Origin of the sequence: Massilia sp. LC238, assembly GCF_000735635.1 — a bacterium.
Lineage (GTDB): Bacteria > Pseudomonadota > Gammaproteobacteria > Burkholderiales > Burkholderiaceae_D > Telluria > Telluria varians.
Window position 1 is genome coordinate 149898 of record NZ_JNNN01000038.1, and the last position, 26697, is coordinate 176594.

General features: G+C 65.1%; 27 protein-coding genes. 12 read left to right on the forward strand and 15 right to left on the reverse strand.

Annotated features, from left to right (window positions below; translation table 11 throughout):
- Window positions 1-6: 6 nt before the first annotated feature.
- Genes FG94_RS10085 through FG94_RS10100 form a run of 4 tightly spaced genes read right to left on the reverse strand, consistent with a single transcriptional unit; the run spans window position 7 to window position 3524 of the window.
- Window positions 7-591: a hypothetical protein gene (locus FG94_RS10085; RefSeq protein ID WP_152570937.1), complete on the reverse strand. Its 585-nt coding sequence runs from the start codon at window positions 589-591 to the stop codon at window positions 7-9.
- Between the two features lie 16 nt (window positions 592-607).
- Window positions 608-1474 (reverse strand): sulfurtransferase, encoded by an 867-nt coding sequence (locus FG94_RS10090; protein ID WP_036210595.1) that lies wholly within the window; start codon window positions 1472-1474, stop codon window positions 608-610.
- 8 nt (window positions 1475-1482) lie between these two features.
- On the reverse strand, window positions 1483-2409 hold the full coding sequence (locus tag FG94_RS10095) for a DMT family transporter (protein ID WP_036210598.1): 927 nt from the start codon (window positions 2407-2409) through the stop codon (window positions 1483-1485).
- Window positions 2410-2423: 14 nt separating this feature from the next.
- Window positions 2424-3524, reverse strand: coding sequence for an aromatic ring-hydroxylating dioxygenase subunit alpha (locus FG94_RS10100; RefSeq protein WP_036210601.1), 1101 nt, complete (start codon window positions 3522-3524; stop codon window positions 2424-2426).
- 334 nt (window positions 3525-3858) lie between these two features.
- Here FG94_RS10100 and FG94_RS10105 point away from each other — a divergent pair, with 334 nt between their 5' ends.
- The 3 genes from FG94_RS10105 to dxs are packed head-to-tail and all read left to right on the forward strand — an operon-like array spanning window position 3859 to window position 6863.
- Window positions 3859-4104 (forward strand): exodeoxyribonuclease VII small subunit, encoded by a 246-nt coding sequence (locus tag FG94_RS10105; protein ID WP_027865751.1) that lies wholly within the window; start codon window positions 3859-3861, stop codon window positions 4102-4104.
- Window positions 4101-4991 carry a polyprenyl synthetase family protein gene (locus FG94_RS10110; RefSeq protein ID WP_036210603.1) on the forward strand — a complete coding sequence of 297 codons (891 nt, stop codon included), beginning with the start codon at window positions 4101-4103 and terminating at the stop codon, window positions 4989-4991. Before FG94_RS10105 ends, FG94_RS10110 begins: the two co-directional genes overlap by 4 nt.
- Window positions 4992-6863 carry a 1-deoxy-D-xylulose-5-phosphate synthase gene (dxs, locus tag FG94_RS10115; RefSeq protein ID WP_036210607.1) on the forward strand — a complete coding sequence of 624 codons (1872 nt, stop codon included), beginning with the start codon at window positions 4992-4994 and terminating at the stop codon, window positions 6861-6863.
- 161 nt (window positions 6864-7024) lie between these two features.
- On the opposite strand, the gene FG94_RS10120 is transcribed toward dxs, so the two are convergent.
- Both FG94_RS10120 and FG94_RS10125 read right to left on the reverse strand, forming a co-directional pair.
- Window positions 7025-7726: a 2OG-Fe(II) oxygenase gene (locus FG94_RS10120; RefSeq protein WP_036210611.1), complete on the reverse strand. Its 702-nt coding sequence runs from the start codon at window positions 7724-7726 to the stop codon at window positions 7025-7027.
- 16 nt (window positions 7727-7742) lie between these two features.
- Entirely contained in the window at window positions 7743-8297 is a 555-nt protein-coding gene (locus tag FG94_RS10125) for a cob(I)yrinic acid a,c-diamide adenosyltransferase (RefSeq protein ID WP_027865747.1), read from the reverse strand.
- 91 nt (window positions 8298-8388) lie between these two features.
- On the opposite strand from FG94_RS10125, the gene FG94_RS10130 reads away from it, so the two are divergent.
- The 5 genes from FG94_RS10130 to FG94_RS10150 all read left to right on the forward strand — a co-directional run bounded on the left by FG94_RS10130 (window position 8389) and on the right by FG94_RS10150 (window position 14687).
- Complete coding sequence (locus FG94_RS10130; protein ID WP_036210614.1) at window positions 8389-9870, forward strand: FAD-linked oxidase C-terminal domain-containing protein; 1482 nt, start codon at window positions 8389-8391, stop codon at window positions 9868-9870.
- Window positions 9871-9873: 3 nt separating this feature from the next.
- Window positions 9874-10920, forward strand: a complete 1047-nt coding sequence (glcE, locus tag FG94_RS10135; RefSeq protein ID WP_036210617.1) for a glycolate oxidase subunit GlcE — start codon at window positions 9874-9876, stop codon at window positions 10918-10920.
- 1 nt (window position 10921) lies between these two features.
- Entirely contained in the window at window positions 10922-12148 is a 1227-nt protein-coding gene (gene glcF, locus FG94_RS10140) for a glycolate oxidase subunit GlcF (protein WP_036210620.1), read from the forward strand.
- A 79-nt stretch (window positions 12149-12227) separates the two neighbouring features.
- Window positions 12228-12542, forward strand: a complete 315-nt coding sequence (locus FG94_RS10145) for a hypothetical protein (protein WP_036210623.1) — start codon at window positions 12228-12230, stop codon at window positions 12540-12542.
- A gap of 96 nt (window positions 12543-12638) precedes the next feature.
- Complete coding sequence (locus tag FG94_RS10150) at window positions 12639-14687, forward strand: glycoside hydrolase family 97 protein (protein WP_036210626.1); 2049 nt, start codon at window positions 12639-12641, stop codon at window positions 14685-14687.
- 129 nt (window positions 14688-14816) lie between these two features.
- Here the strand turns inward: FG94_RS10150 and FG94_RS10155 are convergent, their stop codons facing one another.
- Window positions 14817-15299: a glutathione peroxidase gene (locus FG94_RS10155; protein ID WP_036210629.1), complete on the reverse strand. Its 483-nt coding sequence runs from the start codon at window positions 15297-15299 to the stop codon at window positions 14817-14819.
- A 158-nt stretch (window positions 15300-15457) separates the two neighbouring features.
- On the opposite strand from FG94_RS10155, the gene FG94_RS10160 reads away from it, so the two are divergent.
- The gene (locus FG94_RS10160) at window positions 15458-17767 is read left to right on the forward strand and encodes a TonB-dependent receptor domain-containing protein (RefSeq protein WP_081925912.1); all 2310 of its coding nucleotides are present in this window, start codon (window positions 15458-15460) and stop codon (window positions 17765-17767) included.
- Window positions 17768-17855: 88 nt separating this feature from the next.
- Window positions 17856-18542, forward strand: a complete 687-nt coding sequence (locus tag FG94_RS10165; protein WP_051996459.1) for a pentapeptide repeat-containing protein — start codon at window positions 17856-17858, stop codon at window positions 18540-18542.
- A 78-nt stretch (window positions 18543-18620) separates the two neighbouring features.
- Here the strand turns inward: FG94_RS10165 and FG94_RS28560 are convergent, their stop codons facing one another.
- The 4 genes from FG94_RS28560 to FG94_RS10185 all read right to left on the reverse strand — a co-directional run bounded on the left by FG94_RS28560 (window position 18621) and on the right by FG94_RS10185 (window position 23082).
- Window positions 18621-20312, reverse strand: a complete 1692-nt coding sequence (locus FG94_RS28560) for a methyl-accepting chemotaxis protein (protein ID WP_036210631.1) — start codon at window positions 20310-20312, stop codon at window positions 18621-18623.
- Between the two features lie 20 nt (window positions 20313-20332).
- Entirely contained in the window at window positions 20333-20662 is a 330-nt protein-coding gene (locus FG94_RS10175) for a chemotaxis protein CheW (protein WP_051996410.1), read from the reverse strand.
- Between the two features lie 220 nt (window positions 20663-20882).
- Window positions 20883-22019 carry a PilT/PilU family type 4a pilus ATPase gene (locus FG94_RS10180; RefSeq protein ID WP_036210633.1) on the reverse strand — a complete coding sequence of 379 codons (1137 nt, stop codon included), beginning with the start codon at window positions 22017-22019 and terminating at the stop codon, window positions 20883-20885.
- Between the two features lie 19 nt (window positions 22020-22038).
- Window positions 22039-23082 (reverse strand): type IV pilus twitching motility protein PilT, encoded by a 1044-nt coding sequence (locus FG94_RS10185; protein ID WP_036210635.1) that lies wholly within the window; start codon window positions 23080-23082, stop codon window positions 22039-22041.
- 55 nt (window positions 23083-23137) lie between these two features.
- On the opposite strand from FG94_RS10185, the gene FG94_RS10190 reads away from it, so the two are divergent.
- Together FG94_RS10190 and proC are read left to right on the forward strand one after the other, a co-directional pair.
- Window positions 23138-23842, forward strand: a complete 705-nt coding sequence (locus FG94_RS10190; RefSeq protein WP_036210637.1) for a YggS family pyridoxal phosphate-dependent enzyme — start codon at window positions 23138-23140, stop codon at window positions 23840-23842.
- A 12-nt stretch (window positions 23843-23854) separates the two neighbouring features.
- Window positions 23855-24685, forward strand: coding sequence for a pyrroline-5-carboxylate reductase (gene proC / locus FG94_RS10195; protein ID WP_036210640.1), 831 nt, complete (start codon window positions 23855-23857; stop codon window positions 24683-24685).
- Window positions 24686-24796: 111 nt separating this feature from the next.
- Here the strand turns inward: proC and FG94_RS10200 are convergent, their stop codons facing one another.
- Genes FG94_RS10200 through ubiA form a run of 4 tightly spaced genes read right to left on the reverse strand, consistent with a single transcriptional unit; the run spans window position 24797 to window position 26686 of the window.
- Entirely contained in the window at window positions 24797-25099 is a 303-nt protein-coding gene (locus tag FG94_RS10200; RefSeq protein WP_036210642.1) for a hypothetical protein, read from the reverse strand.
- Window positions 25089-25466 (reverse strand): phage holin family protein, encoded by a 378-nt coding sequence (locus tag FG94_RS10205; RefSeq protein ID WP_036210648.1) that lies wholly within the window; start codon window positions 25464-25466, stop codon window positions 25089-25091. The genes FG94_RS10200 and FG94_RS10205 overlap by 11 nt, the downstream gene beginning before the upstream one ends.
- A gap of 1 nt (window position 25467) precedes the next feature.
- A complete protein-coding gene (locus tag FG94_RS10210) occupies window positions 25468-25788 on the reverse strand; it encodes a YqjD family protein (protein WP_051996413.1) in 321 nt (106 codons plus the stop codon).
- A gap of 43 nt (window positions 25789-25831) precedes the next feature.
- Window positions 25832-26686 (reverse strand): 4-hydroxybenzoate octaprenyltransferase, encoded by an 855-nt coding sequence (ubiA, locus tag FG94_RS10215; protein WP_036210651.1) that lies wholly within the window; start codon window positions 26684-26686, stop codon window positions 25832-25834.
- Window positions 26687-26697: the final 11 nt, after the last annotated feature.

The window sequence follows — 26697 nt, forward strand, 5'->3', positions numbered from 1 at the left end:
GGCGGCTTACTTCTTCGCGCGCAGCGATTCGAGTTCGGCGCGCAGGGCGCTGCGCTCGGCGTAGGACTTGTCCAGCTGCGCGCGCAGGGTCTTCACTTCGTTCTCGAAGTTGTCGCGTGCGGTAGTGGCGCCCACCAGTTCCATCTCGGCGGCCAGGCGCGCATCCGATTCGCTTGCCTGGGCCGCGACGTTGCGCTCGAGCTGGGCGCGCAGGTCGGCCAGTTGCCGGTCCTTGCCGTCGATCGCCAGCTGGTCCTTGGCCTTGCTCACCAGCGCCTCGGTGGCGACCTGGCGCGCATCGCGCAGCTCCGCCGTCAGGCGTTCGATCTCGGCCTGGTGTTCGCTGGAGGCAGCCAGTGCCTGGTCGCGTGCGGCCTCGAGCTCGGCGCCGGTCTCGCGCAGGGCGGCCGCATCGGCTTCGAGGGCGGCCAGCGCGTCGCGCACCGGCGCGGCGGTCTGTTCGGCCACCTGCTGCACCCAGCCGCTCAGGGCGACGGCAACGGCTTCGGGAATCTCCAGCGCCGGGGCGCCTGCGTTCATCTTGTCTTCGTTCGACATTGCTGCATGCTCTTTCGTTGCTGCTTTTTTCATCAGGATGGCTCCCGGCTCAAGCCTCGCCTTTGGCAACAGGGCGGCCGGTATCGTTCTGGCCGTCGCCCACCCATTCGCTCCACGACCCCGGATACAGCGCCGCCCCCGGCATGCCGGCGACTTCCAGTGCCAGCAGGTTGTGGCAGGCGGTGACGCCCGAGCCGCACTGCATGATGGCCCGTGCCGGGTCGTCGACCAGCGGCGCGAATTCGTCCCGCAGCGTGGCCGCATCCTTGAAACGGCCGTCCGCCTGCAGATTGTCCTTGAAGAAGCGGTTGCGGGCGCCCGGGATATGGCCGCCGATCGGGTCGATGGTTTCGTTCTCGCCGCGGAAGCGGTCGGAGGCGCGTGCATCGATGACGATACGCTCGCCCTTGTCCACGTTCTCCATGACTTCCGCGACGGACACGGTCGGCACGAAGGGCGCGCGGACGCTGATGCTGCCGCGCGGCTTCGATACCGTCTCGGTCGTGAGCGGCTTGCCGATAGCCTGCCAAGCCGCCATGCCGCCGTCCAGCACCGCCACCGCCTCGTGGCCGAGCCAGCGCATCAGCCACCACAGGCGCGCGGCGAACATGCCGCCGTGGGCGTCATAGGCGACGACCTGGGAGTCGTCGTCGATGCCCCAGCCGCACAGGGTTTCACGCAGTGCTTCTTTTTCCGGCAAGGGGTGGCGGCCGCGGAACACGCCGTCCGGGCCGCGCTTGGCGCCCGACAGCTGGGTTTCGATGTCGCCGAAGACCGCGCCCGGCAGGTGGCCGGCGGCATAGCCTTCGCGGCCGGCCGCCAGGTTCATCAGGTCGTGGCGACAATCGACCACCACCCAGTCGGGATTGTCGATGTGCGCGGCCAGGTCTTGCGCCGAAATCAGTGTCGTATACATGTCGCTCCTCAAGTCTCGCTGGCGATCGGATCGGTGTCCTTGACCACGGCACCCTTGGCCGTGCTGCGTGTATTGTAGAACGTCGCGGCGATGCCGGATGCAAGGATCACGGCGATGCCCAGCCAGACGTGCCAGTCGAAGCTGTCGTTCCACAGGGCCAGGCCCCACAGGCTGGAAAACACGATGCCCGTGTACTGCAGGTTGGCCACCACCAGCACCTTGCCGACGCGGTAGGCGCGCGTCATCGCGATCTGGGCCAGCAGGCCGAAGATGCCGACCGCCAGCAGCAGGGCGCCGCTGTACAGGGTATGGCTCTGGAACACGGCGCCCGGGCCGGCCCCGCTGTCGCCCGCCAGCGTGCCGAACAGGCCGGCAATGGTGGTGCTGAGCGAGAAGTAGAACACCACGCGGTATTCCGGTTCGCCCATCTGGCCGAGTCTGCGCACCTGCATGTAGGCCGCCGCCGAGATCAGCGACGAGGCGATGCCTGCCAGGCCGCCAATCCACTGCTTGGTTTCGATCGCCGGCTGCAGCACCAGGGTCACGCCGAAGAAGCTCATGGCGATCGCCAGCACCAGCGGCCATTCGGGCAGTTTGGTGCCGCTCCACCAGCCGTGGGCGAACATCCAGGCCGCGATCCAGATCGGCGCCATGTAGTTGAGCGTGACCGCGGTGGCCAGCGGCAGGCGCGAAATGGCGAAGAACCACAGCCATAGCGAGACGACGCCGACGACGCTGCGCCAGACGTGGGCTGCCACAAAAGGAGTCTTGAAGGTGCCGCCCTGGTGGCGCACCGCCGCCAGCAGCACCAGCGTGCCGATGAGGCCGCGGTACATCAGGAGTTCGGAGGTGGAGTAGAACTCGGAGGCCAGCTTCACGCCCGCGCCCATGGCGGCGAACGCGAAGCTGGCGAACAGCATCCAGAGTGAAGCCATTACATTACCGGTAATTACAGCTCAAGTTTGCTTCGGTACCACTCGTGGAAGTGCTGCATCCCGTCCTCCATCGGCGACTGGTAGGGGCCGACTTCGTTGACGCCGCGCTCGAGAAGGATCTTGCGGCCGGCATCCATGCGCAGCGCGATCTCGTCGTCCTCGACCGCGGTTTCCATGTAGGCGGCGCGTTCGGCCTCGACGAATTCGCGCTCGAACAGCACGAACTCTTCCGGGTAGTAGAACTCGACCACGTTGCGCGTCTTCTGCGGGCCGATCGGCCACAGGGTCGATACCACCAGCACGTTCGGATACCACTCGACCATGATGTTCGGGTACAGGGTCAGCCAGATGGCGCCGTACTTCGGCGGCTGGCCGTTGTTGAACTTCAGGACCTGTTCCTGCCACTTTTTATAAGCCGGCGAACCCGCTTTCTGCAGCGCGCGGTTCACGCCCACGGTCTGGACGCTGTAGTCGCGGCCGAATTCCCACTTCAGGTCGTCGCACGAGACGAAGTTGCCCAGGCCCGGGTGGAAGGGCTCGACGTGGTAATCCTCCAGGTAGACCTCGATGAAGGTCTTCCAGTTGTAGTCGCACTCGTGGATCTCGACGTGGTCGAACATGTAGCCGCTGAAGTCGAGGTCCTTGGTGACCTCCATGTTCTTCAGCTTTTCCATGACGTCGTAGCCGTTCTGTTCGAACAGCAGGCCGTTCCAGTTCTGCAGCGGCGTCTTCGACAGGTTCAGGCAGGGCGTCTCCGGGAAGTGCGGAGCGCCGATCAGCTGGCCTTTCAGGTCGTAGGTCCAACGGTGCAGCGGGCAGACGATGGTGTTCGCATTGCCGCGGCCATTGAACATCAGCGCCTGGCGGTGACGGCAGACGTTGGACAGCACTTCGATGCCGCCCGCGTTGCGGACCAGCATGCGACCTTCGTTTTCGGATGCAAGTGTCGCGAAATCGCCTACCTCAGGCACCATCAATTCGTGGCCGACGTAGCGTGGGCCCTTGTGAAACAGCTGCTGCAGCTCGCGCTGCATCAGCATATTGTCAAAGTAGACATTTACCGGAAGCTGAGCGCACGAGCGCGCCAGCTTGGCGTGGGTAGCCAGATCGGACATCCCAACCCCCCTTTAATTTAGCAGTACCAAAGAAGAGAAAGAATCCAAAGACCAGTATCTTGGAATGAGGATTACGGTATTTCGGACAGAACCGAAGATTATACCGTGGAAACAGGCTCAGGGTCAGGGCCCGTCACGTGGAAGAGACGAAACCGCGCAAATAAGTTGTTGAATAATCACGGGTTTCATCGAGGCAGGCGCAATCGCGTTAAAAGCTTCCATCGGAGCAAGTTGCGTTCGATGCAATGTGCGCCCCTTGACGGGAAGGATTGGACTAAAATACGCGATTGGACTGTCCCATGGCGCACCCTTGCGCCGTCCCTATTAAATAGCTATGGCAAATATGACAAATGGCGCGCCGCCGGAATCCTTCGAGGGCGCGATGGCCGAGCTGGCCCAGCTCGTGTCGCAGATGGAATCCGGCCAGCTTCCGCTCGAAGCCTCGGTGGCCGCCTATGCACGCGGCTCCGAGCTGGTGAAGTATTGCGCTGCCCAGCTGGAAAAGGTCGAGTCCCAGGTCAAGGTGCTCGAAGGCGACATGCTCAAGCCTTTCTCGGCCGAAGGCGAGGGCGAGCAATGACGCAGCCATTCCAGGACTGGATGCAGCAGGTACAGCAGGACGTCGAGCATGCGCTCGAGACCTTCCTGCCGGCTGCCACCACCATCCCGCACAAGCTCCACGAAGCGATGCGCTACACCACGCTCGGCGGCGGCAAGCGCATCCGTCCGCTGCTGGCCTACGGCAGCGGCGCCCTGTTCGGCGGCGACACCGACGCGCTGGCGCGTGTGGCCAGTGCCGTCGAGATGATCCACGTGTACTCGCTGGTGCACGACGACATGCCCTGCATGGACGACGACGACCTGCGCCGCGGCAAGCCGACCGTGCACGTCGCCTACGACGAAGCGACCGCGCTGCTGGTCGGCGACGCCCTGCAGGCCCAGGCGTTCGAGACCCTGGCCGGCATCGCTACCGTGCCGCCCGCGCGCCAGGTCACCATGCTGCGCCTGCTGGCCGAAGCGGCGGGCTCGAGCGGCATGTGCGGCGGCCAGGCAATCGACCTTGACAGCGTCGGCCTGGCGCTTCAGCGCGAGGAACTGGAGCGCATGCACCAGCTCAAAACCGGAGCGATGCTGCGCGTTTCGGTGATCCTGGGCGCGCTGGCCGGCCGTGACTTGTCGCCCACCGAACTGGAAGCATTGAACGCCTATTCGAAGGCGATCGGCCTGGCTTTCCAGGTGGTGGACGACGTGCTGGATGCGACGGCCGATTCGGCCACGCTGGGCAAGACCGCGGGCAAGGACGCGGCCGACAACAAGCCGACCTATGTGTCGATCCTTGGGCTGGACCAATCGAAGGAACTGGCCGAGCAACTGCGGCGTGAAGCGCACGATGCGCTGGCGCCATTCGGAGAACAAGCACTGCGGCTGCGCGAACTCGCGGACCTCATCGTGCAGCGGAAGGCATAAATGAACCTGCTAGAGACCATCAACGACCCCGCGGACCTGCGCAAGCTGCCGCGCACGCAACTGATCCCGCTCGCCACCGAGCTGCGCCAGTTCCTGCTCGACTCGGTGTCGAAGACCGGCGGCCACCTGTCCTCGAACCTGGGCACGGTGGAACTGACCATCGCGCTGCACTACGTCTACAACACCCCGCACGACCGCATCGTGTGGGACGTGGGCCACCAGACCTATTCGCACAAGATCCTCACCGGCCGCCGCGGCCGCATGCCCAGCCTGCGCCAGCTGAACGGCCTGTCGGGCTTCCCGAAGCGCGACGAAAGCATCTACGACACCTTCGGCACCGCGCATTCGTCGACCTCGATCTCGGCGGCCCTGGGCATGGCCCAGGCGGCCAAGCTGAAAGGCGAAGACCGCCACGCGATCGCCGTGATCGGCGACGGCTCCATGACCGCCGGCATGGCCTTCGAGGCCCTGAACAATGCGGGCGTCGAGGAAGACTGCAACCTGCTGGTGGTCCTGAACGACAACGACATGTCGATCTCGCCGCCGGTGGGCGCGCTCAACCGCTACCTGGCGCGCCTGATGAGCGGCCAGTTCTATGCCGCGGCCAAGAACGTGGGCAAAAGCGTGTTGCCGGGTCCGGTGCTGGACCTGGCGCGCAAGCTCGAGGAACACGCCAAGGGCATGGTGGTCCCGGCCACGATGTTCGAGGAGTTCGGCTTCAACTACATCGGCCCGATCGACGGCCACGACCTTGATTCCCTGATCCCGACCCTGGAGAACATCAAGAAGCTCAAGGGCCCGCAGTTCCTGCACGTGGTGACGAAAAAAGGGCAGGGCTACAAGCTGGCCGAGGCCGAGCCTATCCTGTACCACGGCACCGGCAAGTTCAACCCGACCGAAGGCATCAAGCCGGCCACCGCGCCGAGCAAGATCACCTACACCGAAGTGTTCGGCAACTGGCTGTGCGACATGGCGGCCGTCGACAAGCGCCTGGTCGGCATCACGCCGGCGATGCGCGAAGGTTCGGGCATGGTGCGCTTCCACCAGCAGTACCCGGAGCGTTACTTCGACGTCGGCATCGCCGAGCAGCATTCGGTGACGTTCGGGGCCGGCATGGCCACCGAAGGTTTGAAACCCGTCGTGGCGATCTATTCGACCTTCCTGCAGCGCGGCTACGACCAGCTGATCCATGACGTGGCCCTGCAGAACCTGGACGTGACCTTCGCGCTCGACCGCGCAGGCCTGGTCGGCGCCGACGGCGCCACCCACGCCGGCAACTACGACCTGGCCTACCTGCGCTGCATCCCGAACATGGTCGTCATGGCCGCGTCGGACGAGAACGAATGCCGCCAGATGCTGACCACCGCCTACCACTACCCGGGCCCGGCGGCGGTGCGCTATCCGCGCGGCGCCGGCGTCGGCGCGGCGATCCAGGAAGAACTGAGCTCGATCGAGATCGGCAAGGGGGTAGTAGCCCGCGAAGGCAAGGGCATCGCCATCCTGGCCTTCGGTTCGATGGTGGCGCCGAGCGTCGCGGCCGGCGAAGAGCTGAACGCCACGGTGGCCAACATGCGCTTCGTGAAGCCGTTAGATACGGAACTGGTCAAGCGCCTGGCGAAGGAGCACGACTGCCTGGTGACGGTGGAAGAGGGCTGCGTGATGGGTGGCGCGGGCAGCGCGGTGATGGAAGCGCTGGCGGCGGAAGGGATTGCCAAGCCGGTGCTCAATCTCGGCTTGCCGGACAAGTTCATCGACCAGGGGGATCCGGCGGCGCTGCTGGCGTCGGTGGGGCTGGATGCCAAGGGGATTGCTGCTTCGATTCGTGCGAGGTTTGCCGTGGGTGAGCCGCGGCTGGTGGTGAATAACACCTGATCGGTGTGCTTGCGAAAATTGGATCCCGGCCTGCGCCGGGATGACGGTTTTAAAGCTAACGGTTAAAGCACACGTTACCTATGACGTTGAGTTAGCCTAAAGACCGTCGTTCCGGCGAAGGCCGGAACCCAATTTTCCATCCGAAGTCTTATACAGCAGCCTTACCCCGGCTGCCCAAACAAGGCCTCCGCCCTCTGGAACAAAATCCATGAGGTCGCAATATACTTGTCCCCGCTCCGCGACACATGCCCCTTGTGGGTATGCGTAAACCCCGCCGGCGCAATGATCAGGCGTCCCTTGCGCGCCTCCACCTTGCGCCCCTGGTACAGGAACTCCGTCTCCCCGCCATCTTCCACATCGTTCAGGTAGAACTGCCACAGCAGCACCCGGTGCAGGGTCTCGCAGCCGGCGTTCTGCGGATAGATCTCGGAATGCCAGTGGTGGTAGCCCCCGGTCCCCTCCAGGTACTTCTGCAGGTTGATGTTCCCGACCCGGTAGATCGACTGCATCAGCGCCACCACGTTCGGCGTGCCGAACTCGTCGAAATTACTGAGTGACAGCGTCACCGGTTCGCCCGTCTGCGGATGCGCCACCTGCGGCGACAGCGCGCCGATCAGGAGCATGCGGTACTTGTCCATGTACTGCGCCAGGTGGCGCGCCATGGTCTGCGTCAGCAGGGCGCCGACGTCGTCCCATTCCGCATGCCCGTTGATGGTCAGGTCGTAGCTGTCCTTCTTGCTGACGTCCACGCCATTGCCGGTGCGGCCGCGTGCGACCTTGCCGCTGGCATCGAAGCGCGCGCGGATCGCGTCGCACTGCTCGGCGGTGAGGGCATTGTCGTAGATGCCGATGAAGTCTTCCATACGCCGGTTTCCTGCCTCAACCGCGCTTGCGCTCGTGCTGCCACAGCACGTCGCTGCCGCCGGCGAAGCGGTTCAGCACGCGCGCCAGCACGAACATCAGGTCCGACAGGCGGTTCACGTACTGGCGCGGATGCGGGCGGATCTGCTCGGCGTGCGACAGCGCCACGATGCTGCGCTCGGCGCGGCGGCACACGGTGCGGCACACATGGGCGAGGGAAGCGGCGCGCGAGCCGGCCGGCAGGATGAATTCCTTCAGCACCGGAAGGTCGGCGTTGTACTTCTCGAGCAGGCCGTCCAGGCGCGCCACGTGCTCGTCCTTGATCATCTCGTAGCCCGGGATGCACAGCTCGCCGCCCAGGTCGAACAGGTCGTGCTGGATCGAGATGAGTTCCTCGCGCAGGTCGCCCGGCATCTCTTCGCACAGCAGCAGGCCCACGAAGGAGTTGAGCTCGTCCACTTCGCCGAGCGAATGGATGCGCGCGCTGTCCTTGCCGGTGCGGCTGCCGTCGCCCAGGCCGGTGGTGCCGTCGTCGCCCGTGCGGGTGGCGATTTTGGAAAGTCGATTGCCCATGATGCAGCCTTATGCAATATAGTAAAAAAACGATAGGGCGAGCATACGATAAAACGCAGCGCTTGTGCCCGATTCTGCCTACAATTCAACCATGAGCGCCATACCATCCACTCTCGCCGGACGGCGCGACCAGGTCGCGGCAAGCCTGCGTGCGCGCCTGCCTGACGGCTGCGTCCTGTCCGACCCCGAAGACACCCGTCCCTACGAATGCGACGGCCTGGCGGCCTATCGCCAGCTGCCGATGATCGTCACCCTGCCCACCAGCGAAGAGCAGGTGCTGGCGATCCTGAACACCTGCCGCGAGCTCGGCGTGCCGATCGTGCCGCGTGGCGCCGGCACGGGCCTGTCGGGCGGGGCGCTGCCGATCGCGGACGGGGTCGTGATCTCGACCGCGCGCCTGAACCGCATCGTGCGGGTGGACCCGTACGCGCGCACCGCCGTGGTCCAGCCGGGCGTGCGCAACCTCGCCATCTCCGAAGCAGCCTTTCAACACGGCCTGTACTACGCGCCCGATCCCTCGTCGCAGATCGCCTGCACCATCGGCGGCAACGTGGCCGAGAACTCGGGCGGCGTGCATTGCCTGAAATACGGCCTGACGGTGCACAACGTGCTGCGCGTGCGCGTGGCCACCATCGAAGGCGAGATCATCGAACTCGGCAGCGAAGCGCTGGACGCGCCCGGCCTGGACCTGCTGGCCGTGTTCATCGGCTCGGAAGGCATGCTGGGCATCGTCACCGAGGTGACCGTGAAACTGGTGCCGAAACCTGCGGTGGCCCAGGTCGTCATGGCTTCTTTCGACGACGTCATCACCGCCGGCAATGCGGTGGCCAGCATCATCGCCGCCGGCATCATCCCGGCCGGGCTGGAGATGATGGACCGCACCTCGGTGCGCATGGTCGAGCCTTTCGTGCGCGCCGGCTACGATACCGATGCCGCTGCCATCCTGCTGTGCGAGGCCGACGGCACCGCACTGGAGGTGGCGGAAGAAATCGAACGCATGAAGGCGGTCTTCGAAGGCGCCGGCGCCACGGCGATCGCCGTCTCGCAGAGCGAGGCCGAGCGCATGCGTTTCTGGTCCGGCCGCAAGAACGCCTTCCCTGCGGCAGGGCGCATCTCGCCGGACTACTACTGCATGGACGGCACCATCCCGCGCAAGCAGCTGGCGCGCGTATTGAAGGGCATTGAGGAGATGGAAACGACCTTCGGCCTGCGCTGCTCGAACGTGTTCCATGCGGGCGATGGCAACATGCATCCGCTGATCCTGTTCGATGCGAACCAGCCGGGCGAATTCGATCGCGCCGAGGCCTTCGGGGCGGCGATCCTGGCGCTGTGCGTCGAGGTGGGCGGCACCATCACCGGCGAACACGGCGTGGGCATGGAGAAGATCAACTCCATGTGCGTGCAGTTCGGCCGCAAGGAGCTCGACGCCTTTTTCGAGGTCAAGCGCGCCTTCGATGCGCCCATGCTGCTCAATCCGGACAAGGCCATCCCGACCCCGCACCGCTGCGCCGAATTCGGCAAGATGCACGTGCATGGCGGCGAGCTGCCGTTCCCCGACCTCCCGCGTTTTTAACACATGCAATCGATCGAACAATTCCAGCAACGGGTGCGCGCCGCCGCAGCCGATAAACAGTCCCTACGCATCCGTGGCGGCGGCAGCAAGGACTGGTACGGCCAGCGCCTGGAGGGCGAGATCCTCGACACGCGCGGCTATACTGGCATCGTCGACTACGAGCCGACCGAACTGGTGATCACGGCGCGCTGCGGCACGCCGCTCGCCGAGATCGAGGCGGTGCTGGCCGAACGCAACCAGATGCTGGCCTTCGAGCCGCCGCACTTCGGCGATGGAGCCACCCTGGGCGGCGCCATCGCCGCCGGCCTGGCCGGTCCGCGCCGCGCCACCAGCGGCGGCGTGCGCGACTTCGTGCTGGGTGCGAAGCTGCTGGACGGGAAGGGCGACGTGCTCACTTTCGGCGGCCAGGTGATGAAGAACGTGGCAGGCTACGACGTCTCGCGCATGCTGGCCGGTTCGCTCGGCACCCTCGGCCTGCTGCTGGAAGTGTCGGTCAAGGTCTTGCCGAAGCCCTTTGCCGAAACCACGCTGTGCCTGGAACTGTCCGAGGTAGAGGCCATCCGCAAGCTGAACGAATGGGGCGGCCAGCCGCTGCCGCTGTCCGCCAGCTGCTGGCACAACGGCAGCTTGTGGCTGCGCCTGTCGGGCGCCCAGGCGGCCGTGGATGCGGCCGTGCGCCTGATCGGCGGCGAGACCATGCCCAACTCGGCGTGCTTCTGGGAAGAGCTGCGCGAGCAGCGCTTGCCCTTCTTCGGCGGCGAGGAGGCATTGTGGCGCCTGTCGCTGCCCTCCACGACGGATACGCTCAAGCTCGGCGGCGTGCAGCTGATCGAGTGGGGCGGCGCCCAGCGCTGGCTGCGTACCGACCGCGATGCCGCCACGATCCGCGCTACGGTATCCGCCTCCGGCGGCCACACGACCCTGTTCCGTGGCGGCGACAAATCCGTGGGCGTGTTCCAGCCCTTGCAGCCGGCGGTCGCGCGCATCCACGAACGCCTGAAGAATTCCTTCGATCCGGCGCACATCTTCAATCCGGGACGACTGTACTGATATGCAAACCAACCTGGCCGATTTCATCAAGGACACCGCGGACGGCAAGGAAGCGGAAAGCATCCTGCGCGCCTGCGTGCACTGCGGCTTCTGCACCGCCACCTGCCCGACCTACCAGTTGCTGGGCGACGAACTCGACGGCCCGCGCGGCCGCATCTACCTGATCAAGCAGGTGCTGGAAGGCGCGGAGCCGACCCGCAAGACCCAGCTGCACCTGGACCGCTGCCTCACCTGCCGCAACTGCGAAACCACCTGTCCGTCGGGCGTCAAGTATGGCCGCCTGGTGGACATCGGCCGCCGCGTGGTCGAGGAACGCGTGCCGCGCCCCCTGAAGGACCGTGTCAAGCGCAGCACGCTCAAGGAGTTCCTGCCCCGTGGCGCACTGTTCAAGCCGGCCTTCAGGGCAGGGCAGCTCGCCCTCCCGGTGCTCGCCAAAGGGCTGCAGGACAAGCTGCAGCCCGCACGCAGCGCCGGCGCCTGGCCTACCCGGACCCATGCGCGCAAGATGCTGGTGCTGGAGGGCTGCGTGCAGCCGGCGATGGCGCCCAACATCAACGCCGCCACCGCGCGCGTGCTCAACGCCTTCGGCGTGCAGCTGATCACAGCGCCGAAGGCCGGCTGCTGCGGCGCCGTGCGCTACCATTTGAACGACCAGGCGGCCGGCCTGGACGACATGCGCCGCAACATCGACGCCTGGTGGCCCTGGGTGGAGCAGGGAGACATCGAGGCGATCGTCATGACCGCTTCCGGCTGCGGCGTCACCGTCAAGGAATACGGCCACCTGCTGGCGCACGACGAGGCCTATGCGGCCAAGGCTGGACGCATTTCGATGCTCACGCGCGACCTGTCCGAAATCTTGCCGGAGTTCGAGGAGCAGATCGCCGCGAAGCTGCAAGGGAAGATCGCCAAGCGCGTCGCCTATCACCCGCCCTGCACGCTGCAGCACGGCCAGCAGATCCGCGGCAAGGTCGAGGGCGTGCTGCGCGCCGCCGGCGTCGACGTCACGCTGTGCGCCGATAGCCACCTGTGCTGCGGCTCGGCCGGCACCTATTCGGTGCTGCATCCGGAGATCGCGCACGAACTGCGGGATCGCAAGCTGGCCAATCTGCAGGCCTGCAAGCCGGACGAAATCGTGTCCGCCAACATCGGTTGCATGACCCACCTGCAGTCGGGGACGCAGACGCCGGTCACGCACTGGATCGAGCTGATCGACCGGGCGCTGGACTGATTCGCGGGCGGCACGGCACGCGCCGTGTACCGGCCCCACCGTGCTAGGATCGCCTCGTTTTGCATGCAAAGGATCGATCTTGAGTTTCATTTTCCAACTTATCCGTGAAGACGAAGGCCTGCCGCCCATGGTCGTCTTCGAGGATTCCACCACGCCCGGCCTCGTGCCCGTATGGGAAGAAGCCGGCGTCTATGATGCGCTGTACAACAGCGACGGCAGACTGGCACGCGACGTATCGCGCGCCATTTCCTATGGCCTCGACCGCGTCACCGAAGACACCTCGCTCGCCCAGCTGATGCCGCCGGGCGTCTCGCAGGGAGAGGCCATCCGCTTCCTCGAGAACGTCAACCGCGCCTGCATCACCCACGGCGCCGCCTGGATCCGGACGCGTTGATTTGGTAGTCGAGTTACATCTTTTTGTCGTACTATGTGATGCTCAGCCGTAGTAAAGGTAGTTTTCCTACGGCGCATTACACGACAAGGAGACCCGATGCACTTCCACCGCACATTTGCCACGGCCGCTGCCGTGGCAGCATCCTGCCTGCTGGCCCTGCCGGCCTGGGCCCAGAAACTGATCGCCAGCGCCGACTCCCCGGGCAAGGTCATCAGCGTGGAAGTGCAGGTCGACGGCATGGGCAAGCTCGCCTATGGCGTCAAGCGCAAGGGCAAGGAGCTCATCGCCCCCTCGCGCCTAGGCTTCAACCTGGCCAATGCACACAAGCTCGACGGCGGCTTCAGCCTGCGCAAGCAAGCCGTGAGCGACCATGACAGCACCTGGGAACAGCCCTGGGGCGAGCGTCGCTTCGTGCGCAACCATTACCGCGAGTTGCGCGTCGACCTGGAGCAGAAGAACCGCGCCGGCCGCCAGCTGGCGGTGGTATTCCGCATCTACGACGATGGCGTCGGCTTCCGCTACGAATTCCCGGCCCAGCCGCAGCTGAAGGAAGCCGAGATCATCGACGAGCTGACCGAATTCACGGTGGCTCAGCCAGCCACAGCCTGGTGGATTCCGGCGGCCGAACTGCCGGGACTCGAAGAAGAGATCCGCAAGGCGCCGCTCAAGGAAATCGGCATCGCCAATACGCCGCTCACCGTGCGCCTGATTGATGGCACCCACATCGCCTTCCACGAAGCGGCGCTGGTCGACTATGCCACCATGTGGCTGCGCAAGGTCGACGGCCAGAAGCTGCGCGCCATGCTGGCCCCGTCGCCGAGCGGCCCGGCGGTGGTGCGCAAGGGCGCCTTCACCACGCCATGGCGCACCATGCAGATCGCGGACAACGCGGCCGGCCTGTACATGTCCGACCTGGTGCTGAACCTGAACGAACCGAACAAGCTCGGTGACGTCAGCTGGGTGAAGCCCTCGAAGTTCGTCGGCGTCTGGTGGCAGATGCACCTGCAGAGCGGCACCTGGAACGCCGGCCCGAAGCACGCGGCCACCACCGCCAACACGAAGAAGTACATCGACTTCGCCGCCCAGAACGGCTTCCGCGGCGTGCTGGTCGAGGGCTGGAACAAGGGCTGGGAGAGCGACTGGGGCCACGGCGGCGCCGACTTCAGCTTCACCCAGCCTTACCCGGATTTTGATCTGCCGGGCCTGGCCGCCTATGCCAAGTCGAAAGGCGTGCGCCTGATCGGCCACCACGAAACCGGCGCCAACATCGTCGCCTATGAAAAGCAGATGGATGCGGCGTACAAGCTGTATGCGAAGCTGGGCGTGGACAGCATCAAGTCGGGCTATGTGCACGAAGCCGGCAGCGCCCTGTTCACGGGCCGCGACGGCAAGCCGCGCTACGGCCACTATGATTCGCAGGAAGGCGTGAACCACTTCCTGAAGGCGGTGACCGAGGCAGCGAAATACAAGCTGTCGATCGACACCCACGAGCCGGTCAAGGACACGGGCCTGCGTCGCACCTACCCGAACTGGCTCACGCGCGAAGGCGCGCGCGGCGTCGAGTACAACGCCTGGGGCAATCCGCCGAACAGCGTCGACCACGAGGCCAAGCTGGTGTTCACCCGCATGCTGAGCGGCCCGATGGACTACACGCCGGGCGTGCTGAGCCTGGTGGGCGCGGACAACAAGGTCTTCAACTCGACCCAGGCCAAGCAGCTGGCGAATTTCGTCGTGATCTATTCGCCGATCCAGATGGCGGCCGACCTGCCGGAGAACTACGCCAAGTATCCGGCGGCCTTCAAGTTCATCAGGGACGTGCCGACCGACTGGGCCGACACCCGTGTGATCAACGGCGAAGTGGGCTCCTTTGCCACCATCGCGCGCAAGGACCGCGCGAGCGACGACTGGTATGTCGGCGCGGTGACCGACGGTGAAGCGCGTAGCTTGCCGCTGCCTCTCGATTTCCTCGACAAGGGCAAGCGTTATACCGCCGAGATCTACCGCGACGGCGACGCGGCCGACTACCGCAGCGAGCGCCGTTTCGACCTGGTGACGGAGACGAAGACCGTCACCGCGGCGGATACGCTGCAGCTGCGCCTCGCGCCCGGCGGCGGCCAGGCGATCCGCCTGACCCCACAGCCTTGATTTTCGTAGGGTGGGCGGGTCTCCCGCCCACGCGGTGATCATTTGCGGCAATATCATTTCGCACGAGAGCGAAGCCGATAGCTATCACCACGTGGGCAAGAAACTTGCCCACCCTACAACTGCAATCCGCTATTGCGCCAGCAGCTTCTCGATGTCGCCGGCGATTTCGCTCGGCGCCGTCTGCGGCGCATAGCGTTTCACGACCTCGCCGTCGCGCCCGACCAGGAACTTGGTGAAGTTCCACTTGATCGCCTCCGTGCCCAGCACGCCCGGCTTCTCGCCCTTCAGGTGCTTGAACAGCGGGTGGGCGCCGTCGCCGTTGACGTCGACCTTGGCGAACATCGGAAAGCTCACGCCGTAGTTCTTCTCGCAGAAGGCGCCGATCTCGGCTTCCGTGCCCGGCTCCTGTTTGCCGAACTGGTTGCAGGGAAAGCCCATCACCACCAGCCCGCGCTCGCCGTACTGGCGGTGCAGCTCTTCCAGGCCCTTGTACTGCAGCGTGAAGCCGCAGGCACTGGCGGTATTGACGACCAGGAGCACCTTGCCGCGGTAGGCGCTCAAGTCCATCGGCTTGCCGTCGAGCGTGGTGGCGCTGAAATCGAATACGTTCATGGTTGAGCCCTCGTCTGGAAAACCAGAAGTGTATGTCATGGCGGCGCAACACGTATGCATGCGCCGATCGCTCAAGTCCGTGCTTGTTATCTTTTGTTACAAACGATAAGAACTTGGCATGCGACAATCGCGCTCGCCTATATTGCAGAGCCGCTTCCATGCCTACCAATTCACACTTCGCCAGCCACTCCCGTCATCCGCGTCGTTCGCTGATCGCGCATCTCGTCGCAGGTACGCTGCTCGCCCCGTTCGCGGCGAGCGCGCAGCAGGCCGCTGCCGTGCAGGAGCAAGCGAAGCAGCAGGCGCCGGTCCAGGCCCAGCCAGCCCAGGCAACTGCTGCGCCGCCGGCGCAAACGCCGGTCGAATCCACAGTGACAGTCAGCGCGACCCGCAGCCAGAACCGCATCGACCGCCAGAGCTATGACGTCAAGGCCGATCCGGCCACCTCGGTCGACACCGTGGCCGACACCCTGAACAAGGTGCCGTCGGTGGCCGTGGACGGCGAAGGCAACGTGACGCTTCGTGGCCGCAGCGTGCAGATTCTGGTGGACGGCAAGCCCTCGGCGATGATGCAGGGCGAGAACCGCGCGGCCTCGATCAATGCGTTGCCGGCGGGCGACCTGGACTCGGTCGAGGTCATTAACAACCCGGGCGCGCAGTTCGGCAACGAAGGCGGCGGCGGACCGATCATCAACCTGGTGATGCGGCGCGAGCGCAGCCCCGGCGGTTTCGCGACCGTGAGTGCGAACGTCGGCACTGAGGGCCGTTACCGGACTAATGTCTTCGGCAACTACACGCAAGGCCGCTACAGCGTGCAGGGCAACCTGGGCCGCAGCAAGGGAAGGAACGAGAACAGCGGCGAGCTCCAGCGCGAGCGCATCGACCCCGTCACCGGCGCGATCGCGCGCAGCACCTCGTTCTCGAACGGCTTGAACGAAGACGAGAACACCAGCGCCAACGGCGGTCTGACCTACAACTGGGGCGACAAGGACGTCGTTGGCCTCACCGCTAACTATTCGCAAGTCGACAGGACAGGCGAATCGAACAATCGCTACAGCGACACCAACGCAGCCGGCGTCGTCGTCTCCGAATATGTGCAGAGCAGCCTGCGCAACAGCAAGTCGCGTAATTACGGCCTGGGCGCTCGCCTCGACCACAAGGGCGACGCCCCGGGTGAAAAATTCCAGATGGACCTGCGCCTGTCGGGCAGCGACGCCGACAGCGCGTCGCGCAACAACTATGCCTACACCGTGCGTCCGGCGCGGGTCGGCACGCCCGTCGTCCACCAGACCGGCGCGACCGAGACCCGCATCGCCGACTTCACCGGCGACTACGAGCTGCCCGGCGAGAACGGCGTGCTGAAGGTGGGCTACAAGGTGGCGCGCAACGAGAACGTGTTCGACAATGTGTTCTTCGATCTCGATCCGGTCACCGGCGCCGAGCGTGTGAGCACGTCCCGCACCAACCGCTTCGAGCTGAACGACACGACCTACGCGCTGTACGGCACTTACCAGTGGCGCGTCAACGAGGACTGGGGTGTGCTGGGCGGCCTGCGCACCGAGTACGCGGAGCTCGACATGAACCAGGTCACCACCGGCATGCGCGCGACCAATCATTATTTCGATGCGATCCCGAGCGCCTTCGTGACCTATGGCCTGTCGGACGACACCACGCTGCGCCTGAGTTATGCGCGCCGCATCCGTCGTCCCGGCGCTGGCGACCTGAACCCGTTCGTGGTGTACCGCGACGAGCAGAATGTCTCGTCTGGTAATCCGGACCTCCAGCCGACCAATACCGATTCGCTGGAGCTCGGCCTCGAGACCAAGCTGGGCAAGGTCGACACCAACGTGCGCCTGTACGCGCGCCGCGACGCCGACATGATTTCCGAACGCCGCTTCGTGCTGGCCAACGATGTGCTCCTGACTACCCGGGAAAACGCTGGCAGCGCCCGTTCCGGCGGGCTGGAATTCAGCTTCAGCGGCCGCGCCACTCCCCAGCTGACACTCAGGCTCAACGGCAACGTCGGCTATTCGGAACAGACCGTGCTGGGCAGCGTTAGGGATGACAAGCGCAGCGCTACCTCGCTCACCTTGCGCGGGCACATGACCTACCAGCTGGACCCGAGCAACAACTTCATGCTGATGCTGACCGGGCAGGGCAAGACCCTGTTCGGCGAAGGCTACCGCGAGCCGAGCTACTGGGCCATGTTCAACTACAGCCGCAAGCTGACGCCTGCGCTGACCCTGAACCTCAACATCAACGACTTGTTCGATTCGCAGAAGTCGGAGATGATCACCGAAACTGACCGCCTGCGCGAATACAGGGTCAACCGCAACAACGGACGCACCGCTTTCATCGGCCTGAGCTACCGCTTCGGCGGCTTCAGCGGCCCTGGCGGGCAGCGCCGCCAGATGATGTTCGGCGGTCCGGGCGGCGGCCGCGGTCCTGGCGGCCCCGGCCCCGGCTGATCAAGGCCTTTAGAGAAGCGCTTCAAACAGGGATGCGGCGGGGCGGCCGGACGTGTATGCTGTCCGGCCGAACCACCGCATCCTTGCCATGTCCCGCACCACCATTACCCTCGGCGGCGAAGCCCTCGACCGCGCCCGCATCGAATCCTCCCTCGCTTCCGGCAGCCTCCTCGTGTTCGAGGACTGCGACTTATCAAGCCTCGACCTGTCGCGCCTCGACCTGCAAGACTGCGTGTTCCGCTCCTGCCAACTGGCGGAAACCTCGTTCTACGCGGCCAAGCTGGCGCGCACGCGCTGGCAACGCTGCCGTGGCGGGCACGCCGATTTCGAGTCCGCCGAGCTGGTCGACGCGCTCTTCGCATCCTCCGACCTGAACAACAGTAGCTGGCGCCGCGCGCGCCTGGCGTCCGCCTCCTTCCGCAGCTGCAAGCTTACCGGCGCGCAGTTCGAGGAAACCAGCCACCTGGCGCTCAGCTTCGAAGACACGCTGCTGGTCGGCGCCGACCTGCGCCGCATGTCCTTCCGCAAGGCGAAACTGGTGGGGCTGGATTTCGCGGATGCAGACCTAGCGGGCTGCGACTTCCGCGAAGCGGTGTTCGAAGGCGGCAGCCTGCGCGACGCCCACATCAGGGACACGCGCTTCGAGGGCGCGGACCTGCGCGAAGCCGATATCGGCGGCTTGAAGCTGGCGAATGCGAAGCAGTTCGCGGGTGCGACCATCTCGGCGCGCCAGGCGGCCGAGATGGTGCGGGAGATGGGGCTGAACGTGGCCTGAACGGGGCCGGCGCTACGTGAAGTCCGGCCTGAAGGTCTTGGCCGGCGCGGTGCAGGGCGTCGAAGATCGGATTCGGCGTCAGAAGGTTTCCCATTCCTCCTCGCGCACGGCGGCCTTGCGTGGCGCCGGGTGGGCCGCCCTCAGGGCAGGCGCCGCCAGGCGCGTTGCCGGCCTGGCCTGCGCGGCAGGCGCAGCCACCGATGGCGCCCGCGCATCGAGCTTGAATACCGACACCAGTTCGGCCAGCTTGCCGGCCTGGTCCTGCAGCGACTCGGCCGCTGCCGCCGCTTCTTCCACCAGCGATGCGTTCTGCTGGGTCACCTGGTCCATCTGGCTGATCGCCATGTTGATCTGCTCGATGCCCTCGGTCTGCTCCAGGCTGGCCGACGAGATCTCGCCCATGATGCCGGTCACGCGACGCACGCTGTCGACGATCTCGTCCATCGTGGCGCCGGCACGGTTCACCAGCTTGGCGCCGGCGTCGACCTTCTCCACCGAATCGTCGATCAGGAGCTTGATCTCCTTGGCCGCGCTTGCCGAACGCTGCGCCAGGGTACGCACTTCGGAGGCCACCACCGCGAAGCCGCGGCCCTGTTCCCCGGCGCGCGCCGCTTCCACGGCGGCGTTCAGGGCCAGGATGTTGGTCTGGAAGGCGATGCCGTCGATGACGGCGATGATGTCGACGATTTTCTTCGAGGAGTCGTTGATCGAGGCCATGGTGTCGACCACCTGCGCCACCACGGCGCCGCCGCGTCCGGCCACTTCCGAGGCCGAGGTCGCCAAGCCGTTGGCCTGGCGCGCATTGTCGGCGTTCTGCTGGACGGTCGAGGTCAGCTCTTCCATCGAGGAGGCGGTTTCTTCCAATGAGCTGGCCTGCTCCTCGGTGCGCGAGGACAGGTCGAGGTTGCCGCTGGCGATCTGGCGCGATGCCGAGGCGATGGCGTCGGTGCCGTTGCGCACTTCGCCGACGATCTGCGCCAGGCTATCGCGCATGCTCTTCATGGCGAACAGCAGGCTCGAGCGGTCGCCCTGGCGCAGCGCCACGTCGACGCTGAGGTCGCCCGCAGCGATGCGGCTGGCGATGTCGCTGGCATAGGCCGGCTCGCCGCCCAGCTGGCGGGTCAGGCTGCGGGTGATCACGACGCCCAGGCCGACGCCGAAGACGGCGCTGCCCAGCACCAGCATCAGCATCATGGCGCGGCTCGATTCATAAAGCGCGGCCGCATCCTGCGCCGCTTCCTCCGCATTGCGTTCCTTGATGCGGGTCAGGCTGCTCATGCGGGTGTCGAGCTCGTTGGCCTTGGGCGCGACGGTCAACAGCAGGTAGTCGACGGCGCTGCGTTCCTGCTGCAGGCCATCGGCCAGGGCGCGCCGGGTGACCTCTTCCACCAGCGCTTCGTATTCCTGCATGCCGCGGTCCACTTCGGCGAAGTTGCGCTTGCCCTGCTCCGAGAAGAACAGCCCGCGCGCCTTGTCCAGGTTGGCGTGCAGCCCGGTGCGTGCCTGCGCGATGCTGGCGATGGCCGCGTCGCGGTCCTTGTCGCTCGAGGCCAGCAGCACGTTGCGCAAGGCGCGGCCGATGACGACGAGGTTGATGTTGGCTTCCTTGACGTAGGAGATGCCGAGCAGTTCACGGGTGTACAGGCGATCGGTGCGCGCATTCATCTGCGACATGTTGTAGATGCCGATGGCGGCCACCACGGCGCCGAGGATGGACAGGGTCAGGAAGCCTGCGATCAGGCGGGTGCCGACCTTCATTTGCTTGAACATGGGATTCGGTAGAAATAGGGTTAGGCCGCGAGGCGCTCAATCATGTCGAGTTCGCTCGATGACATCAGTGCTTCGATGTCGAGCAGGATCAGCATGCGTTCGTCGATGGTGCCGAGGCCGAGCAGGAAGTCGGCGCCGAAGCGGCTGCCCATCTCGGGCGCGGGGCGGATGTCGGTGGGGCCGAGGCTGCCGCGCAGGTTGACGACTCCCTGGATGAAGTCGGGCGCATTGGCGATGCGGGTGAGGGGATCGTGTCCGCGGATTTCCTGGACTTTCAGGATATCGACACCGTACTCTTCCCCACCCAGGCGGAAGGCGAGTGCTTCCAGAGGCTTGTTTTCTGTATTCATACTATGGCTTCGCAATAAAAACTGCAGCAATGTTATATAAAACGACACATATGTTTCATATGGGAATCATTGCGCATGCGAATTATCCATCAATTTAGTCAGTATTTCTGTAGGACAACTCCTATTTTTGATGAATTCATCGTATTGGTTGCTGTTTTGAGGAAGTGAAAAGGGGCGACACGCGTGTCGCCCCTTCTTGGTCGAGGAGAGGTGCTGGCGCTCAGACGATGCCGAGGTGGTCCATCCCGGTCGAGAAATCGCGGTTCTTCGCGTGCTTGGAATTGAGCTTGATGTTCAGGCGCATGTCGTTCACCGAATCCGCATTGCGCAGCGCATCCTCATACGAGATCTTGTCCGCTTCGTACAGGTCGAACAGGGCCTGGTCGAAGGTCTGCATGCCGAGCTCGCGCGACTTCTTCATGATCTCCTTGATCTCGTGGACGTCGCCCTTGAAGATCAGGTCGGAAATGAGCGGGGAGTTCAGCAGGATCTCCATCGCCACCACGCGGCCCTTGGCTTCTTTCTTCGGGATCAGGCGCTGCGAGATCAGGCCCTTCAGGTTGAGCGACAGGTCCATCAGGAGCTGCTGGCGGCGCTCCTCCGGGAAGAAGTTGATGATGCGGTCCAGCGCCTGGTTGGCGCTGTTGGCGTGCAGGGTGGCCAGGCACAGGTGGCCGGTCTCGGCAAACGCGATTGCGTGCTCCATGGTCTCGCGGTCGCGGATCTCGCCGATCTGGATTACGTCCGGCGCCTGGCGCAGCGAATTCTTCAGCGCGGCCTCGAAGCTGTCGGTGTCGACGCCCACTTCGCGCTGGGTGATCACGCAGTTCTTGTGCGGGTGGACGAATTCGACCGGGTCTTCGATGGTGATGATGTGGCCGTAGCTGTTCTCGTTGCGGTAGCCGACCATCGCCGCCAGCGTGGTCGATTTGCCCGAACCGGTGGCGCCGACCATGATGACCAGGCCGCGCTTGGTCATGATCACGTCCTTCAGGGTTTCCGGCAGCTCGAGATCCTCGAATTTCGGGATGGTGGTGGTGATCACGCGCAGCACCATGCCGACGCAGCCCATCTGCATGAAGGCCGAGACGCGGAAGCGTCCCAGGTCACCCGGGCTGATCGCGAAGTTCGCTTCCTTGGTCAGCTCGAAGCCGGCAGCCTGCTTGTCGTTCATGATGGCGCGCGCCAGGTCGGCGGTATGGGTGCCGCTCAGTGCCTGGCTCGAGACCGGCGTCATCTTGCCGTCGATCTTGATCGCCGGCGGGAAGCCGGCCGTGATGAACAGGTCCGACCCGCCCTTGCTGGTCATCAGGCGCAGCAGGTCGAACATGAACTTGGATGCCTGGTCGCGTTCCATCGTTGCTCCTCGCTTTTTCTTAACCCGGGAAATTTTCAGGGATCTTGGCGGCGGCGCGGGCGGCGGCGCTGGAGATCACGTTGCGGCGCACCAGGTCGGTCAGGTTCTGGTCGAGCGTCTGCATGCCGACGCTGCTGCCGGTCTGGATGCTCGAGTACATCTGCGCGATCTTGGCTTCGCGGATCAGGTTGCGGATCGCCGGGGTGCCGATCATGATCTCGTGCGCGGCCACGCGGCCGGAGCCGTCCTTGGTTTTGAGCAGGGTCTGCGAGATCACGGCCTGCAGCGACTCCGACAGCATCGCGCGCACCATCTCCTTTTCTTCGGCCGGGAACACGTCGACGATACGGTCGATGGTCTTGGCGGCCGAGGAGGTGTGCAGGGTGCCGAACACCAGGTGGCCGGTCTCCGCCGCCGACAGCGCCAGGCGGATGGTTTCCAGGTCGCGCAGTTCGCCCACCAGGATGCAGTCCGGGTCTTCGCGCAGCGCCGAGCGCAGCGCGTTGTTGAAGGACAGTGTGTGCGGGCCGACTTCGCGCTGGTTGATCAGGCACTTCTTGGAATCGTGCACGAATTCGATCGGGTCCTCGATGGTGAGGATGTGGCCGTATTCGTTTTCGTTGAGGTGGTTGACCATCGCCGCCAGCGTGGTCGACTTGCCCGAGCCGGTGGGGCCGGTCACCAGGACCAGGCCGCGCGGCTTCAATGCCAGCTCGCTAAAGATCTTCGGCGCGTTCAGCTCTTCCAGCGACAGGATCTTGGATGGAATGGTACGCAGCACCGCGGACGCGCCGCGCTCCTGGTTGAAGGCGTTGACGCGAAAGCGGGCCAGGCCGGGAATCGCGAACGAGAAGTCGCACTCCAGCACTTCCTCGTACTGCTTGCGCTGGCCGTCGTTCATGATGTCATAGATCATGTCGTGCACGTCCTTGTGCTCCAGCGGCGGCAGGTTGATGCGGCGCACGTCGCCGTGCACCCGGATCATCGGCGGCAGGCCGGCCGAGAGGTGCAGGTCAGATGCCTTGTTCTTAACAGAGAAGGCAAGCAGTTCCGAGATGTCCATTTATAATCCTGTGGCGTGTGCGAAGCACTCAAAATATTTCCTGTAGAAAATCATTATGTCCATAATCGCTGGGAACTTGCAAGCTGTCGAAGCGACAATCCAGGCCGCCTGTAGCGCTGCCGGAAGGGGCAGGAACGAGGTCCAGCTGCTGGCCGTTTCCAAGACCTTCCCTGCGGAAGCCGTGGTCGAAGCGATGGCCGTGGGCCAGCGCGCCTTCGGCGAAAACTACTTGCAGGAAGCGCTCGACAAGATGCAGGAAGTGGCGCGCCTGCAACCGGATGCCCCGGTCAGCTGGCATTTCATCGGTCCGATCCAGAGCAACAAGACGCGCCCGATCGCCGCCCATTTCAATTGGGTGCACACGGTCGATCGCCTGAAGATCGCCCAGCGCCTGTCCGAACAGCGCCCGCTGGAACAGGGCCCGCTCGACATCTGCCTGCAGGTGAACATCAGCGGGGAAGCCAGCAAGAGCGGCGCCGGCGAAGCGGAACTGCCGGAGCTGGCGCGCCAGGTGGCCGCCTTGCCGAACCTGCGCCTGCGCGGGCTGATGGCGATTCCCGAAGCGAGCAATGACCCGGCGCAGCAGCGCGCCGCGTTTGCCCGCCTACGCGGCCTGTTCGAGGATCTGCGCGCCGACGGCCTGGCGCTCGACACCCTGTCGATGGGCATGTCGGGCGACTTGCAAGCGGCCATCGCGGAAGGCGCGACCATCGTCCGCATCGGCAGCGCCATTTTCGGCGCCCGCCATTACGAGCAATAAAAAAGGAACAGCATGAAGATTGCATTCATCGGCGGCGGCAACATGGCCACGGCCCTGATCGCCGGCCTGGCCGGACAACTCACCGGCGCCGGCAGCCTGCACGTGGCGGACCCCAATACCGAGGCGCTCGAGCGCCTGGCCAGCCAGTACGGCGTGAGCACGGCGGCAGGCATCGACGTGCAGGTAGGCGCCGCCGACGTCGTCGTGCTGGCCGTGAAGCCGCAGCAGATGCGCGAAGTCGCGGCCAGCCTCAAGCCGCTGCTCGCGAATGTTCCAGATAAGCAGCCCCTGGTGCTGTCGATCGCGGCGGGCATCCGCATCGCCGACCTGTCGCGCTGGCTGGGCGGCTACACCCGCATCGTGCGCTCGATGCCGAACACCCCGGCGCTGATCGCCATGGGCATTACCGGCATGGTGGCCGCCAGCGAAGTCGACGAGGCCCAGCGCTCGGCGGCCGACAAGGTGATGCGCGCGGTCGGCCAGACCGTGTGGCTGAAGGACGAGAGCCTGATCGATCCGGTGACGGCGGTGTCGGGCAGCGGCCCGGCCTATGTCTTCTACTTCCTCGAAGCGATGCAGCAGGCGGCGCTGGAGATGGGACTGGACGCGGAGCAGGGCAGGCAGCTGGCGCTGGCCACCTTTACCGGCGCGGCGCAGCTGGCGGCGCAGTCGGGCGATCCGGTCGAGGTGCTGCGCCAGCGCGTGACCTCCAAGGGCGGCACGACGCATGCGGCGATTACCAGCATGGAAGCGGCGGGGGTGAAGGACGCGATCGTCGCGGCGATGAAGGCGGCGGCGGATCGCGGCCGCGAACTCGGGGACGAGCTGGGCAAGGATTCGTAGGGTGGGCGGCTTGTCCGCCCACGCGGTGATAGTGATCAGCAAGATCATCGAGCCCGAAACCGGAGCCGATAACGATCACCGCGTGGGCGGGAGACCCGCCCACCCTACGGGTCAGTGGACCTCGAAGCCCTTCCAGCGTAATACCGGAAGCAGCTTCTGCGCGAACTTGTAGGCCGAAACGACCGCCGTCACCGTGCCCACCGCCCATTTCGGCTTGGTGAGGAACAGCCCCGCAGCCACGCCGGCCACGATCAGCGCCGTCTTCTGGTGCCTGGCCGCATAGGCCGGGATCAAACCCAGCGTCTGCGGCGAGGACAGCATGGCCACTTCCTGCGCCACCTGGGCGCGCTGGTCGGCGCAGCGGGCAACCAGGGCCTCGCGGCGTTGCGCCAATTGCAGGGATTTAGACGCCATGGAGGTCGTCTCCCTTCAAGGCCGCCGCATCCTTGCGCAGTTCCGCCAGGGTGGCCGGCAGCATCGGCGGACGCGCGGCCAGGCCGGCGCGCAGCCTCATGACAGCGAACAGGGTACCCAGGATAAACAGCACGGCCATGCCGCCGACCGCAGCCAGGCGGTGGGTGTCCCAGAACAGCACCAGCACGAACAGGATGACCAGGCCCAGCGCGAACAGCCCCAGCACCGCGGCCGCGACGGCCCAGGCGAGGTAGCCGAACAGGCGCTGGGCGCCTTCCTGCAGCTCGATGGCGGCCAGCTCGAGGCGCGTGCGCGCCAGGTCGAGCACATTGGCCCCGATCCTTCTCACCGCCGCCGTGATACTCATCTTAGCGGCGGGCGATCAGCATGCCGATCACGACGCCGACGGCGGCGCCCAGGCCCACGGACTTCCACGGGTTCTCGTGCACGTATTCGTCGGTGACGCGCGCCGCTTCCTTGGTCTTTTCGACCACGGTCTGCTGGTATTCACCCAGGCTTTCCTTGGCGGTCGACAGGGTCTGCTCAAACTTGGCCTTGGCGGCCTTCAGCTCGTCGCCGGTCAGCTGGCCACCGTTGCGCAGCCAGGCTTCGGCGTCCTGGATCACGGTCTTCAGGTCGGACAGCAGCTGGTCGCGGGTACCGGTTTGGGTAGGGATCTTTTCCATCATGATAGGCCTCGTCAAAGAAGGGTTGAATGCTTTTTCTGCAATATTACCTGAATGCATAGTCTAGCGCGACACCAATGAACAGTGCGGCGCCAAGCCAATTGTTGTGACGAAAAGCCTTGAAGCAGGCCATGCGTTCGCGATCGCGGATCAGGGTGTAGTGGTAGAGCGCCATGCCGGCCGCGACCACGACGCCGCCCACGAACCACCAGCGCAGGCCCAGGTACCAGCCGCACACCAGGTCGATGGCCAGCGCCGCGCCGTAGCACAGCATGACCGCGGCCACGTCGAAGCGCCCGAAGGTGATGGCCGAGGTGCGCATGCCGATCTTGAGGTCGTCGTCGCGGTCGACCATGGCGTATTCGGTGTCGTAGGCGACGGCCCAGAACACGTTCGCCACCAGCAGCCACCAGGCCACCGCCGGCACCGTGTCCTGCACGGCGGCCCAGGCCATCGGGATGCCGAAGCCGAACGCGATCCCGAGATAGGCCTGCGGGATCGCGAAGAAGCGCTTGAAGTAGGGGTAGGTGCCGGCCACGATCAGGGCCAGCACCGAGAGCTGCTTGGTCAGCGTGTTGAGCGGCAGGATCAGCAGGAAGGAGAGCAGCGCCAGCACCGCCGCCACCATCAGCGCTTCCCAGGCGCGGATCTTGCCGCTGGTGAGCGGGCGGTCGACGGTGCGTTTGACGTGCTTGTCGAAGTCGCGGTCGGCATAGTCGTTGATGGCGCAGCCGCTTGAGCGCATCAAGGCGGTGCCGACGACGAAGATCGCCAGCACGGTCATGTCCGGCACCCCGTCGGACGCCATCCACAGGGCCCACAGGGTCGGCCACAGGAGCAGGAGGATGCCGATCGGCTTGTCGGCACGGATCAGGCGGAAATAGAGCGCCAGCTTGTTCATGATGTTGCGTC